The 14,443-nt window shown below is 47.7% G+C and carries 9 protein-coding genes; 1 reads left to right on the forward strand and 8 read right to left on the reverse strand.

Annotation, left to right across the window (positions count from 1 at the left end; all coding sequences use genetic code 11):
• The first annotated feature begins 72 nt into the window (after positions 1-72).
• Complete coding sequence (locus LRL21_RS17910) at positions 73-1,206, forward strand: NAD(P)-binding domain-containing protein (RefSeq protein ID WP_240417167.1); 1,134 nt, start codon at positions 73-75, stop codon at positions 1,204-1,206.
• 208 nt (positions 1,207-1,414) lie between these two features.
• Here the strand turns inward: LRL21_RS17910 and LRL21_RS17915 are convergent, their stop codons facing one another.
• The 8 genes from LRL21_RS17915 to LRL21_RS17950 form a co-directional block, all read right to left on the reverse strand.
• Positions 1,415-2,734, reverse strand: coding sequence for an LLM class flavin-dependent oxidoreductase (locus LRL21_RS17915; RefSeq protein WP_240417168.1), 1,320 nt, complete (start codon positions 2,732-2,734; stop codon positions 1,415-1,417).
• 80 nt (positions 2,735-2,814) lie between these two features.
• On the reverse strand, positions 2,815-4,164 hold the full coding sequence (locus LRL21_RS17920; RefSeq protein ID WP_240417169.1) for an ABC transporter substrate-binding protein: 1,350 nt from the start codon (positions 4,162-4,164) through the stop codon (positions 2,815-2,817).
• Between the two features lie 285 nt (positions 4,165-4,449).
• Positions 4,450-6,273: an ABC transporter ATP-binding protein gene (locus LRL21_RS17925; RefSeq protein WP_240417170.1), complete on the reverse strand. Its 1,824-nt coding sequence runs from the start codon at positions 6,271-6,273 to the stop codon at positions 4,450-4,452.
• Positions 6,257-8,011, reverse strand: a complete 1,755-nt coding sequence (locus LRL21_RS17930) for an ABC transporter ATP-binding protein (RefSeq protein WP_240417171.1) — start codon at positions 8,009-8,011, stop codon at positions 6,257-6,259. The genes LRL21_RS17925 and LRL21_RS17930 overlap by 17 nt, the downstream gene beginning before the upstream one ends.
• On the reverse strand, positions 8,008-8,976 hold the full coding sequence (locus LRL21_RS17935; RefSeq protein ID WP_240417172.1) for a carbohydrate ABC transporter permease: 969 nt from the start codon (positions 8,974-8,976) through the stop codon (positions 8,008-8,010). The genes LRL21_RS17930 and LRL21_RS17935 overlap by 4 nt, the downstream gene beginning before the upstream one ends.
• An 80-nt stretch (positions 8,977-9,056) precedes the next feature.
• Complete coding sequence (locus tag LRL21_RS17940; RefSeq protein WP_240417173.1) at positions 9,057-9,923, reverse strand: carbohydrate ABC transporter permease; 867 nt, start codon at positions 9,921-9,923, stop codon at positions 9,057-9,059.
• The gene (locus tag LRL21_RS17945; RefSeq protein WP_240417174.1) at positions 9,920-12,310 is read right to left on the reverse strand and encodes a DUF5696 domain-containing protein; all 2,391 of its coding nucleotides are present in this window, start codon (positions 12,308-12,310) and stop codon (positions 9,920-9,922) included. Before LRL21_RS17945 ends, LRL21_RS17940 begins: the two co-directional genes overlap by 4 nt.
• Positions 12,307-14,400, reverse strand: coding sequence for an SMP-30/gluconolactonase/LRE family protein (locus tag LRL21_RS17950; protein WP_420832462.1), 2,094 nt, complete (start codon positions 14,398-14,400; stop codon positions 12,307-12,309). Before LRL21_RS17950 ends, LRL21_RS17945 begins: the two co-directional genes overlap by 4 nt.
• Positions 14,401-14,443 lie beyond the last annotated feature (43 nt).

Below are 14,443 nucleotides of genomic sequence, written 5' to 3' on the forward strand. Positions count from 1 at the left end.
TTTTGCATTCGCAAAACTCAGTTAATGCTTACGATGCCAGTTTTGCATTCGCAAAACTTTTAGGGGGCCCCCATGCTTGATTTGATTATTATTGGTGCGGGTCCTTATGGGATTTCCTTGGCAGCTCACGCTTCCGCTCATGGCTTGACTTACAAATTGCTGGGATATCCCATGCATTTTTGGAAAAACCAAATGCCGCAGGAAATGTTTATTCGTACCAATCCGATTTCCATAGGACTTTCCGATCCACAAAACGTGTATACGCTGGAACGTTTTTCAGAAGAAACCGGGGTCGAGATTACGACTCCGCTGCCCCGCCCTGTTTTTGTTCATTATGCCATGTGGTTTGCTGATAAAACAAATGTCGTATTTACGCCCGAGTATGTATCCCTTCTGCAGCGGATTGAAGCCAGTAAAGACGGATATTCGGTCATCACCGAATCCGGTCAAATGTACTCCGCACATAACGTTATCGTGGCAACAGGTCTGCAGCACTACGCTTACATTCCCGAGGTATTCGCAGGTATTTCCTCTGACCTCGTGTCCCATACATTTGGCTACAGCAGCTTCAGCTCATTTACTGGGAAAAAGGTTGCTGTAATCGGAAGCGGACAAAGCGCTTGGGAAGCAGCAGCCCTGCTGCATCTCGCAGACAGCGAATGCGAATTGCTTTATCGGCGTGAAACTCCGAACTATAGTGTCAAAGCTGCTACTGGTATCGAATTAATTGAGCTGGCCAATACCTTTTACGACTTGCCGCTGGAGCAAAAGCAAGCACGTTGGGCAAAACCAGCCGGCAGCATTGCCAATTTCCTGCGTCCTTATGTCGAGGGCAAAATACGAGAGACGGCTCATGTATCCGTTGAGCAGGCAGCTGTGACCGCTGACGGCAAGCTGTTTCTTAACCTAACCAATGGTGAGCATCGTATCGTCGACCATGTGCTGGCCGCTACCGGATTCCAAATTCAATTGGAACGTGTCCCATTCATTGATCAACATTTGCTGCAGCAAATTAAGCGTGAAGAAGCTGGATATGATCAATACCCTCTGCTAGATGTCCATTTCCAAAGCAGCCTTCCCGGGCTTTATTTTGCAGGTCCGCTCTCCTCCCACACACATGGCCCCGCATTCCGATTTATCGCCGGATTAAACAAGGCCTGCAAATCGATTATTCCAGAGATTAGTCGAGTACAGACTGTCGTGTAAGAAAACCTCTATCGAAGCCTTTCTAAGATGAGCGACTGCGGTTCAGAGGTAGGTTTTCTTAAAACATAAGAATTCTTCAGCTCCGCTGAAAACTTATAAATTCTTATGTTTTAAACAAAATCCCCCACCAATGCCACGATATCGTGGTTATGGTGGGGGATTGTTATTTGTACGATGTACGCTGTGCTTCCCAGCCCTAGTAGACCGCTTAATTCGTAACTGCGTGACGCAGATTAACAGGACGAGCCAGTCCCAGGTTCTCACGAAGGGTTGTGCCTTCATAAGCTGTACGGAACAATCCGCGATTTTGCAGCTCCGGGATCACCTTATCGACGAATATCTCAAGTCCGCTCGGGAATATCGGCGGCATCAGGTTAAAGCCATCTGCGCCCCGCTCTTTAAACCAATGCTCAATCACATCTGCAAGCTGAAGTGGCGTGCCAGTAAAGGTAAGATGTCCCCGGGCACCAGCCAGTTGCATAATAAGCTCACGAAAAGTAGGCTGTTCTGTATTAATCTGGTCGATCAGCAGCTGGTGCCGACTTTTCATACCTTGAATCGTTTCAGCACTGCGTGCACCTTCTATAGAAGGAATCCTGCTGTCGGGCGAATATCCGCTAAAGTCGATCCCGAGCCTTTCGGAAAGCCGCTGAATCGCTCCCTTCCAATCGGTCAGCTCAAACAGCTCATTTTCAATATCTCTCGCTTCTGCAACCGTATCGGCAATAATCGGGCTAAGTCCCGGCAAAATTTGCAGCTGCTCCGGGGTACGTCCATATTTGGCTAATCTTGCTTTGACATCGCGATAGAAATCCTGTGCACCTGTTAACGATTGCTGTGCCGTGAAGATCACTTCCGCCGTTTTGGCTGCAAGCTCCTTGCCGCTGTCTGAGGAACCGGCCTGCACCAGCACAGGATGCCCCTGAGGTCCACGTGGAATATTAAGCGGCCCCTTGACCGAATAGCTGCTTCCTTTAAAGTCAATTTCATGGACTTTACTGCTATCGATCTGGATTCCTGCTTGCTTGTCATATACGAGAGCATCATCCTCCCAGCTATCCCATAGCTGCTTGACAACCTCCACGAACTCCTCGGCATTTTCATAGCGCTTGGCATGCTCCGGGTGTTCGTCCAGTCCGAAGTTATGTGCATCCGAGCCACCGCCGGTTACAATGTTCCAGGCAGCTCTGCCACCGCTCAGGTGATCCAGGGAGACGAATTTACGTGCTACATGAAAGGGCTCATTGTAGGTCGTGTTGACCGTTGCAATCAGGCCGATATGCTCGGTTACCGTAGCCAAGCCCGAGAGCAAGGTGAACGGCTCAAAGCGTCTCCAGGTGCCCGAATAATTATCGGAAATAAACAGGGAATCCAGCAGACCACGCTCGGCCGTTTGGGCCAAATGCTTATAAAAGTTCACATCCAGCGTGCGCTCCGGCTGGGCAAGCGGATGTCTCCAGGCTGCCTCATGGTGTCCTGCCATAAATAGAAATAAATTAATATGCAGCTTCCGGTCTGTCTCACTCATGAATAAACACCTCGTTTTTTAAGATGAATTCGAGAGAGTACAGCTCAACCCATCATGGCACTGCACTCCCTCCAGCAGAACTATTGATTCTTTTGCAATCGCTCGACTTCTTTATCAATGCTTTCCGATGCTTTACGGATGGCTGTATTGACGTCGGTACCCTTGGCAATACTTGCCGCCGCTTCCGTTACAAATTTATTAATATCAAGCTCAAACTGGTGCGAGGTATGCTCCTGAATCGGCTTGACGGCAAATACGTTTTGCACCTTTTTGCCTTTAAGCACTGGAAGATCGGCTCCGTATTCTTTTTCCAATTCCGGATTAATGATCGAAGGTACTCTGCCGTTACGAGACAAGATCCTTTGCGTATCATCGGACAAAATATGCGCAATCGCCTGGAATGCTTCATCCTTATGTGTGCTCTTCGTAAAAACGGACAGTGTATGGTTTTGCGCCTCACGCGACTTGCCCAGCTGATCGCTGAATGTAGGCACAGGGGCGATATCCCAGTTCACTTCAAGTCCCTGCTGGCGAAGCTCCTCAAGCGGCCCTACCATATTGGCCAGCCAAGTAGGCCTCATCGCCAGATTGCGGTCCTTCATAAACTCATCGCGTCCGTACACATATTTATCAGCTTTTCCGATATAACCGGGTATCTCATAATTTTGCTTGGCGACGTTGAATACACGAACCCAATCCGGTGTGCTTAGTAACGATTTACCTGTCTTGGGATCAATAACGGGCAGTGCCAAATTTTTGGCAATCCCGATTGGACCCTCGGCATCAATACCTATGTAGTTCACGCCATTCTCCGTACGCGTCAGCTGACGTCCCAGCTCCAATGCCTGCTCCCAGGTCATCTGGGTATCGGACGGGTAAGGAACGCCGAACTTATCGAAAATATCTTTATTGTAGTAAAGAATATGTTGATTGGAGTTAAACGGAAGCTCCAGCAGCTCGCCTTTATTCGACAATTCCTTGGCATAGCTCAACATCTCCGGCTTAATTCGGGTAAGATCAAAATTATACTTTTTTACATACTCATTCAAATCCAGCAGTACGCCCAAGCTAATAACTTTTCGGTGTGAGCTGGAGCTGGAATAAATGATATCGGGTATTTGCCCGGAGGAGAAGAAATCTTCCGGTGTTGTGCCTGTAGGCGGCTCGATCCGTTCCACCTTAATATTCGGAAACTTTTTATTAACCGGATCGGCAATAAATGTTTTGAATTCGGTATTCGTGAACGTACCGCTGCTATTGTAAAATTTCAAGGTGATAGGCTCCGTGCTGGCAGCTGCATCCTTTGGGGCCGATGATGCTCCAGGCTTGGCAGGGTCTGTCGCTACTGCGGTTGGAGCCTCTTTCGAGCAGGCTGAAAGTATAAGTAGAATAAAAATAAGAGCTACGGTTATTGAATGTTTGAACTTCATTTGGTCTGCACCCCTTGATTATGTTTAGTTATAGCTGTGTGATCCACTTGCTTGCTACTTTCTGAACTCCCCCCGCTCCTCCCTGGGTAATTTATTCTCCATACAAAAAACACCGGAGACCCCACAACAAATGTTGGTTGTCTCCGGCGTTCCGGTAGATTTGTATTATTCCTATAGACTTACTATGAAATGAAATATAACACCAAACTAGAACGGTGTCAATCCTATTTTCAAGCTACTATCACGTGCCGTTTCAGATAAAAGCGGCGGGTTGTCCCGCTTGCCTTACCCCGTTTCTTGCGTAATCGTCCCTTGGGAATGCAGATAAAGCTGTTCATAATAGCCATGCAATGCCAGCAGCTCCCCATGGTTTCCCTCTTCCACAATACCTCCCTGGCTCATAACGATAATACGATCGGCTTGCATAACCGTGGACAGTCGGTGGGCGATTACGATCGACGTTCTCCCCTGGGCAACAACACTTAAAGCACCCTGAATCATTTGCTCCGTATGGGAGTCCAGATTAGCGGTAGCCTCGTCCAAAATCAATATTTTCGGTTGAAATACGATAATTCTGGCAAAGGAAATCAGCTGCCGCTCTCCAGCGGACAATCCGCTTCCCCGCTCCGATACACGCGTAGCATAGCCTTCCTTCAAACGGGTAATGAGCGAATCCGCCCCAACCAGCCTACAGGCCTGAATAACCTGCTCCTGTGAAATCGACTCATCAAACAATCTGACATTATCCATAATGCTGCCCGAATATAAATACGGCTCCTGCTGCACAAGTCCAACCAATCGGTGCAGCTGGGCCTGTGGGATCTTCCTAATATCTACATCATCAATCCGTATACTTCCCTGCCGCACATCATAAAATCGGCAGAGCAAACTGATCAGCGAGCTTTTCCCGGCGCCCGTGGAGCCTACGACCCCGATCATTTCACCCGGCGCAATGTGCAGATCAAGATCATGAATGACCTTCGTTTCCTCCTGATAAGCAAAGCTTACGTTATCAAAATCGATTTTCCCGCTGATGGCAGCCAAATCCAGAGACCGCGTTTCCACTGCATCCGTAATTTCCGGCTTAATCGAAAATACATTCCAGATCCGGTTCATCGAAACCGTGGTCGATTGAAGCGTATTCCATTGCTGGGTAATCGTATTGATCGGCTGGAAAAACTGCCTGATGTACGTAATGAAGGCATACAATACTCCAAATTCAATCGCCTTGTCGAATACGGCAATACCTCCAAGCCAGGTCACAAAAGCAACCGACAAATTGCCCAATATATCAAAGGAGCGGTTAAACATCACGTTCGTTCTGATCTCACGCAAATTTGCCTTGTAATAACTGACATTGTGATCCAAAAACCGCGATTGCTGCTCCTTCTCCTGATGAAAGGCTTGAATCAGATGCATCCCGGACAAATTTTCCGCTACATACGATACCAGCTGGGACAGCTGCGCTCTGGAGATCTGGTAGGTTTTGCGCATATAGGAACGAAATCCCGAGGCAATCAGTACGATAATCGGCATCAGCAGCATGCAGTACCAGGTCAACTGAACATCCAATTGAAACATAATGACAATAATAAAAATCAGCGTCATCCCATCACGAACCAGACTTAACAGCACCTGTGTGAAAAACTGATTGAGTGTTTCCGTATCACTGGACACATGCGTAATTAAGCTGCCGCTGGAGGTACGGTCATAGTAGGACATCGACAATTTGAAAATATGGCGAAACAAATCCTTACGGATACGAGCAACGATGGATTGACCCGCCAGCTGCAGCAAATTATTTTGCAAATAAGTAAAAAACAAGCTGCTGACCGATAATCCCAGATAGACTGCACATATGATCAGGAGAGTCCTGTAATTATTTTTGCCCACCATCAAGTTATCATCAATGGCGATCTTGACCAGATAAGGCTGCAGCAAATCTGCGGCTATCGACAGCACGGTACAGAAAAATACGATGATAAAAGTAAGCCTGTACGGCCTTGCATATACCAATAGCTCGCGAAATGCGGACTTATAGGCTTGATTCGCTTGCGGCGGCGTGGTCTCCTGTTTACTGTTCGGCTTTTCCTTACGTAGGTTCGGCAATGCTGCTTCCCTCCTCTTGTATGGCAAGCAGCTTGGCGTATAAGCCCTTTTGCTGTACCAGCTCTCTGTGGGAGCCGTGCTCAACAATACGACCCTGATCCAACACGATAATTTCGTCTACATGCTTGATGGCGCTGATGCGATGGGCAATCCAGATCGTCGTCCTCTGGGCGCGTACCCTGCGCATCGTATCAATGATGCTTTTTTCGGTTACGGAGTCCACAGCACTGACGCTGTCGTCCAGAATCATGATCGGCGATTCCTTGATCAGGCCGCGGGCCAGACTGGTACGCTGCCGTTGTCCGCCTGATAGCGTAACTCCCCGCTCTCCCAGCTTGGTCTCGTACTTATCGGGAAATAAAGCGATGCTGGATGATATTTGCGCCTGCCGGGCGGCTTTTTCGACCAGATCCAGGGATGAGCTTCTCCGAAAAAAAGCGATATTATCGCGAATCGTCGTGCTGAATAAAAATCCCTCCTGAGGCACATAGGCAATTTGCGTTCTCAGACTTTCCAGCGTAAGCTCGCGAATATCCGTACCCCCTATCCACACCGTGCCTGCCGGGGGATCATAAATACGGAGCAACAGCTTAACCAAGGTTGATTTACCGCTGCCTGTTTTGCCAACAATGCCTAATGATTTACCTGCCTGCAGACTGAAGCTGATGTTATGGAGCACCTCATCCTCTTCTCCCGGATAAGCAAAGGATAGCCCTCTTACCTGAATCCCCGAAGCGTTAAAATTGGACGAAACGGCCTGCTCGATTTCCACGATATCCGACTTCATATCCAGCAAATGGTTAATACGCTCAAGCGATGCTCTTGAGCGCTGCATCGTGTTAATAACACGACCGATTTGTTGAAGCGGATTGACCATCATGCGGATATATAACGTCAGCGCTACGAAATTCCCCAAAGAAATTTGCTGATGAATCGTTAAATATCCCCCAAAGGCTATCGTAACAATGAGCGAAAAGGCACCCAAAAACGGAATCATCGCTTCAAACAGCGAGGATAAACGAACCAGACGCAGCTGATGATCCCGGATGCGGTCTACTGTCTCCCCGAACCGTGCGATCATGATCGGCTCAACGGCGAATGTCTTCGCCACGCGAATACCGCCGAATTGCTCCTCCGCAGACTCCGTCATTTTTCCCAAAGACTCCTGTACGAGCAGAGAACGCTTCTTGATAACCGGACGAAAGCGGACAACGAGATACGGTATGAACAGCAGCGGGAATACACAGCATACAATCAAATAAAACGGAATGGAGCTGAATAGCATCGTGACCACAACCGACAGGATCAAAATCGTCGAGTTGATAATGTGATTAAATCCCATCGAAATCGATTCGCGGATCGCGGTCACATCATTCATCACATAGCTGAGCAGCTTGCCTACCCCATGCTTCGAATAAAATCCAGCGCTTAACGTCGTGAAATGATCGAATAATCGTTTTCTCGCAACGTACTCAAACCGCCGGCCCATCCTCATGATCAAATACTGCCCGACCGCCGTCAACAGCCCGAAAGAAACGCCAATACCGAGCAGCTCCAGGCTATAATCGATAATTAACGTTTTGGTCAGTTCCCCCTGCTGCAGCTGATCGGTAAACAGGCCCAGCAGCTTCGGATAATACGATTGAATAATATTTCCACAAGAAATAGATAGGGCAGCCACAATATAAATCGGCCATTTGGACAGCACATAATCCGTCAGCAAACGTGTCGCCTTCACTCGACCAGCCCCGTGCGCTCAATACCCTCAACAAACCACCGCTGCGCTATACCATATACGATCAACACGGGTACAATGATGAGAAAGGACGCGGCCATTTTGATCGGCTCCGAGAAAATACTGGTTCCTCCCTGTGCTTCATCGGCCGACAAGGATGCAGCCAGCTTGGCCAAGCTGATCGACAGCGGGACTTCCTTGGAACCGGACATATACATCGACGGCAAATAAAAATCGTTCCAATTCCACACAAACGAAAATAAAAAAACGACGATGATCGCAGACTTGGAGATAGGCAGCATGACCTTAAAGAAAAACCGAAAGGCATTGGCGCCGTCTATTCTTGCCGCCTCTTCAAGCTCCTTGGGCAGTGTTGAGAAAAATTGCCGGAAAATGATGACGAACAGCGCCCCCTTCAGTCCATGTCCGAATATAGCCGGTACGATCATCGGTAAGTACGTATTCGCCCAGCCAATTTCCTTGAACATCAGAATCGATGGCAATATCGTCAGCTGCGGCGGCATAATAAACGTAAATATCAAGGCGGCAAATAACAGCTTTTTTAATGGGAATTCAAGCCTGGCAAACGCATAACCCGCGATCGAGCAGGATATAATTTGCAAAATGGAAACGGACAATGAAATCGTGAGACTGTAAAAAAACGCCGTTTTAAATTTTAGCATATCGAATGCCGCCTGAAGATGTCCGGTATACAGCGACCGGGGTACCCAGATCACGGACGAATCCAGCATATTATTAGCATCCTTGAGCATCGTGATCACCATATACAAAATCGGCTTTAAATAAATAAAAGCGGTATCGATCAAGATCAGATACAAAAACAGGCGGAATAGAAACCCTTTATCCGCCTCCTTGCCGATAAAAAAATATTTCGTGGAGATCAATCGGTCCCTGATGGATACATCGGCCAATTGACGTTTTTTGAATAATTGGAGCACGCGTTCCATGGTGGTCCCTTCTTTCTTAAGAGTTTTTGCGTATGCAAAAACTGACTTCGTAAGCATTTGCTAAGCTTCCTAAGCTTCTGCTAGCTGCGTTTGCCGCTGAATGCCTTGTCGACCCGGCTGTAGAGCAGCATGACAATACCGATGAATACAAGCACGATCATAAAATAAATCCACGCCAGAGCGCTGGACAACCCATAATTCGCTGTCGTCACCTTGCTAATAATCGGATTGGTCGGGAACGTAAACAAATCAACGACCGTAAAGATTAAATTCAAAAATATAAATGGGATGAGACCCGGCAGCGTAATTTTCCAAAATGTATTCCAGGGATCTGCACCATCAATACGGGCAGCCTCATACACCGAGGAGGAAATCGTCTGCCTCCCCGCCAGAAAGATCAGAATTTGCACCCCGGAGTACCATAGTACAAGCACAAACGAGCTAATAACATGATTGATCGGTTCGACCCAGGTTTTGGGGACATATTCAATAATATACGAATCGATTCGTAAAGATTCCACAAAGGATAATGTACCTTCACCCTGTTTAATAAATTCCAGAATAATTTGACCCGATGAAAAAATAACAGGCAGGAAAAAAACGACTCGGAAAAAGGTCCTTCCCCGAAACTGCTGGTTCAATAAAATTGCAATCAGCAGCGAGAATATAAGAATAATCGGGATCATTACGGCTGCTTCACGCAGAAAGGGAATCAAATCGTCATAAAGCAGCCCGCCGTCAGCAAATAAAATTTCACGATAATATTCCACACCATTGGGTATCGTCTCAATTCCATTGACCGTTACTTTTACACGATGAAAACTCATGTATAAGGAGAAAACCAAAGGAAAGGCCACAAAAGCCAGAAAACCGACTACCCATGGAGTGATAAAAAGCGTTCCCTCCAATTTGCGGAGCGTGGCTCCTTGAAGTCTCAGCTTGCTCATCGCTGCGTCCCCCTCTTCCCAACAATAAAATCCTGGGCCGGAACGCGAATACTGCCATTCGTGAATTCCTGCTCGTTGTAGTTCACGATGATCGATTTGCCACCCTCGTAGGTTGTTTCTTTGACATTTGGAGCTAGCGTCCTGTGCCCGATGATCAGCTTATCCTGAACATCGCCAAGCGCTTCATTAAACCGTTTATATTCCTCGGCCGCCGCCGCCGCCCAATCCCGATAATTCATACTGTAATACCAGACAGAATAGGCGCCTTTCATCGTACCGGATGGAGCACTCGTAAATACATAAGCTGGATAAGCGCCCAATTCGATACTGCGCAGAAAATCCGTACGATATTGTTCACGTAAATTGGACCATTCCGATGTGTACGTGATCAAGCCGTGCAGCACAATTTGCGTAAAAGGTACCGATTCATCCACAAAAATATCATACGAGTAGGTGTCAGCTAATCGGTGAATATGATTAACCTCATTCAAAGCATAGAAGTTAGCATTCTCCGCGTGGACGCTGCCAAGCGTGTCCTTCGTCTGCTTAAGAATAGCCTGCTGACTCTTCAACACATCACTGCGGCTGGCCCGATAGCTGTTGTTGTAATCGCTGTTCAAATATTGCCCGATACCCTCATTGAAATAAATACCGTCGGCACCGAGCGCTTTGTAGCTGCCCAAATCCTTCTGGGCTACATTAGCGGTAAAGATCGGACTCACCAGCGTTGTCATTTCGTGATTGGCATAATTTTCAAATTCGATTACTTTGCCCGCCAGGTCACGAAGCCCGTCAAACATCGGCCAAAATCGGTCTCTGCCATTATTATTCAATGTATAGTTAGCTGTCAGGTATACCGGAATTTGCTGGGAATGGGCGTACTGGATAAATTGCTGCATCCCATCATTACCCCCTATTCGTGAATCTACGGGGAACAGACCGCCATGCGAGCTGTAGCCATCCTGCTGCCATCCTGCATATTGAACCGTTAAATTTTTGAGCCCCCGTGCGGTCAGGCTCTTGATCATATCAGTAGCCTCAGCCGTCGACGTCCCCTTCAAATATTTGTCCCACAGCAGCCCCTTTTTGATATCAGCGCCAATGATGTCGATATATACGGGAACTTCACCGCTTTTGGGCTGAACAGGCTTCAAGCTTTTGTCTTTAACCAGATAGGTTCTGTATTTCTCTGCCATTCCTACGTAATCGCTTTTGTCCGGTGCAAGGAAATAATAGCGAGTCTTGCGTTCCGGAACTGTAAAGCGATCCTTACTGTAGGTGAAAAATCCCGTTTGCGCTTTTTTGCTCGTATTTTGGAAAAATTTGATACGGTACTGCCATTCTGTCGTTACCCAGTTATATTGTCCGAAGGCACCATTCGGGGATGCGAATACCTTGCCGTATTCCTCACCCGAAACCATCACTCCGACCAGACCCTGAGCTCCCGATTTCAAACCGAATACAGGGATTCTAAGCGGATTGCGTGCAGTCGTTTCATTAAAAAAGGCACTATCTGGACCATATACGTTAGCACGATAAAACGATTTATCATTGGCCTGATTCGGCTTAAAGCGTATCAGTGCCCCTGAACCGTCCGGTACAAACAGGTAGCCCTCCTGCTTATCATTGTAAGCCTCGGCTCCCAATAACGGATACAGCTTCAGATTCAGCAGACTAAGCTTGCCTTCTTTAATATCCGGATCCACAATAACCGCATCTACGTAATCATCCTGCAATCTGACCTCGACCGGAATTTTAAACTGTGTGCCTGTAAAATTGAACACAACCTTGAACCCATTCGGAGTCGTTTGGAAGCCTTCCAGAACGCCTTTGTCCTCCGTCCAGCTAATTGTTTTGGCCTGAGACTTGGAATTGGACGCATCGATGTATTCCAGCATAATCGGTGATAACAAGTTATTTCGCCACGTTCCAGTTATCGTTTCCTTGGCCCACTGCTCCGGATTTGGATAGGAACGCCACACTTGTCCGGTTTGCTTGTTCTCTACCTTGAAATGAGCTGTCGCTTCATGGACCCACAGCTTTAACACGGACGATTCGGCTATGGCACGAAAGCCGGCTTCTTCCGGTAATCCGGATTTCGCTGCTCCAGCCGGCTGCGGTGCGGAAGCAGAGGCTGCGGGCTGCGATGCTGGAGGGGCAGCTGTTGTCGGATTTTGGACCGAAGCTGCGGGTGCGGATGACGCCACTACCGTGCCATTTCCGCTCGAAGGCTGCGGGGCTGCCGATCCAAGTACCGTTTTACTGTTCTCCTTCTGATCGGCGGCATACAACCAGTTAATCCCCTGCTGTTGAAACAGCGCAATGCCCACTATCAAAGCTACTATCAGCGCAGCTGCTGATCGATACCAAACCTGCTTACGCCTCATCGAATCGTTACCTCCTGGAAGACCGAATAACCGAAATCCGTTAATTCTTTCGTTAATCCCACCGTAATAAAAATCAATACGCCAAGCACCGTCATCGTAATCAACGATAGCACGACGCTCACCGACGTTTCTCCTATACTATAATTTTGCAAGCTCTGCACCTTCCAGAACAGCAGCAGGCCAATCCAGACAAATAAACCAAAATACAGAAAATAATAAATCGAGCTTTCATTTAATGTCATCACATTGGAGAGGATCGTTAACGGCAATCCGACCAGTACCAATGGAAATAGGGCGTATGTGCTTCCATAAACAACATCACGGAATCGACCTTCCCCGCGTAAAATCGAAGAAATCAAATAGTTGGAAATGACCCATGCGAGCCATATCGCCAGAAATTGAACGGCTACCGTCAACAAGTTAACTTCAAGAATAACAGCCGGGTTAAAAATAAAGCTGATACCTGCCTGCATGATGCAGTAGGAAACCAGAGCCAATATCCATATAATCAGGCTGCTCCAGGCCCCTGCCTTGTTTTCGTAGCGAAGCCCTCCAAACCCGTCAATCGGATGCTTTAATATATAAAAGGCTTGCCCCAGCTGCTGTACAAGCAGACTTTCACTGCGCTTACGCTGACGCCACTTTTGCCGCCAACCGCTTCGCTTGCTCCACTTTTCCAAAATAAACAGCACGATGAATACCGCTATCACGACATTCATCAGCACGCCGAAGTTCTTTTGGAACCAGACCAGACGGTTTTGCCAAAAGGCATCCGAATAGCCCTGAGCCTGACCCGCTTCATAAAACAGCTGCTGGGCCCGGGTATAGTCGCCTTTTTTATAAGCGGCCTTCGCCAGCCCCAAAATCGCAGGCGTATAATAGGCGTTAAGCCGATTTACCTCCGCCCACAGTGCTTCGCTTTCCTCATATTTGCCTTCCTGTGTCAAATGGTTGGCTTTGTGCACCAAGGCGCCAAATTCAGAAAGCCGGAACGATTGAACAAAATTGTTTTCGCCGTCGAGAATAAACAACTCGTTCTTGGAGTTGGTCGTAATGGCCGTAGGTGTCTTGACCAAGCCCAGCTTGGTCGTTACCGCATTGTCATCGCCCCACCAGAAGAACAGCAAGTTACCGGAGCTGTCATATTGGTTCACAACCTTTAGCTTCGAATCAATCACAGTAATGTTGCCATCAAGGTCTACCGTTAAATCCGACAATAAAGGCACGCGATTCTGGAAGTCAAAAAAGGCCATTTCCCCATAAGACGTTTTCTTATCGCTCTTGGCGAAATCACCTTTGCTTTCCAGCTGGTCCAGACCTGCGATATTCAGCTTCTTGATTTGTCCGTACTCCACATCCTTGGAAACCGTATAGATCATGCCATCCTGATCGGCCGTCACGCTCGCTATCGAGCCAGGCAGCTTGCTGATTTCACGTACGTACATCTCCCGTGTGTATACCAGCCTTTTGAACATATCGATTAAGGAAAAGCTTGTCGTATTGGCACCAAAGAAGCCTTGAAAATTGCCTGTCGGGTCCAGCTGGACAAGCCCTTGATAGCCGCCAAGTGCCGCTATATATAGAAATCCGCGTTTGTCGACGACCAGCTTCACCGGATCAAACTTGAACGATGCCGGAAGAAACTTGGATTCAGGACGCTTAAACTCACGAATGAGCTTGCCATCTTTATCGAGGCTAACCACACGCTTATTCCCCGTATCGGCAACATAAATCGTTCCTTTGGGATCGATGAACAGCCCTTGCGGCTTATTCAGCGGACTTTCCTTAACGTCCAAAATACGAACCAGATTCCCCTGTTCATCCAGATGGACAATCCGGTTGTTCCCGGTGTCTGCGATATAAATCTGATCCTTGTCATCTATAAACAGATCCTGGGCTTGCTTAAGCGGTGAAAAGATCAGCTGATCCGGCTTTTTCGGGTCAGGAATATAAATCTCGCGCCCAAGAGCCGCAACCGGATTGTAGGCAGATTGGGTCCAGACCAATTGATCGTAGCCATCCTTGTAATTCGTGTTATATGGCGTATAGGCAAAGATTTCCGCCGGTCGAATGAACACCGTCGAGATCATAGCCGCAAGCAGGATCAGAAGAAGCTGTTTGATAAGATACGAG

The sequence above is a fragment of the Paenibacillus periandrae genome, assembly GCF_022458865.1.
GTDB lineage: Bacteria > Bacillota > Bacilli > Paenibacillales > NBRC-103111 > Paenibacillus_S > Paenibacillus_S periandrae.

Excerpts from the sequence above, each read along its gene's own strand:
- LRL21_RS17910 (WP_240417167.1), top strand. The coding sequence starts at position 73 with ATGCTTGATTTGATTATTATTGGTGCGGGTCCTTATGGGATTTCCTTG.
- LRL21_RS17915 (WP_240417168.1), bottom strand. The coding sequence starts at position 2,734 with ATGAGTGAGACAGACCGGAAGCTGCATATTAATTTATTTCTATTTATG.
- LRL21_RS17920 (WP_240417169.1), bottom strand. The coding sequence starts at position 4,164 with ATGAAGTTCAAACATTCAATAACCGTAGCTCTTATTTTTATTCTACTT.
- LRL21_RS17935 (WP_240417172.1), bottom strand. The coding sequence starts at position 8,976 with ATGGAACGCGTGCTCCAATTATTCAAAAAACGTCAATTGGCCGATGTA.
- LRL21_RS17940 (WP_240417173.1), bottom strand. The coding sequence starts at position 9,923 with ATGAGCAAGCTGAGACTTCAAGGAGCCACGCTCCGCAAATTGGAGGGA.
- LRL21_RS17945 (WP_240417174.1), bottom strand. The coding sequence starts at position 12,310 with ATGAGGCGTAAGCAGGTTTGGTATCGATCAGCAGCTGCGCTGATAGTA.
- LRL21_RS17950 (WP_420832462.1), bottom strand. The coding sequence starts at position 14,400 with ATGATCTCGACGGTGTTCATTCGACCGGCGGAAATCTTTGCCTATACG.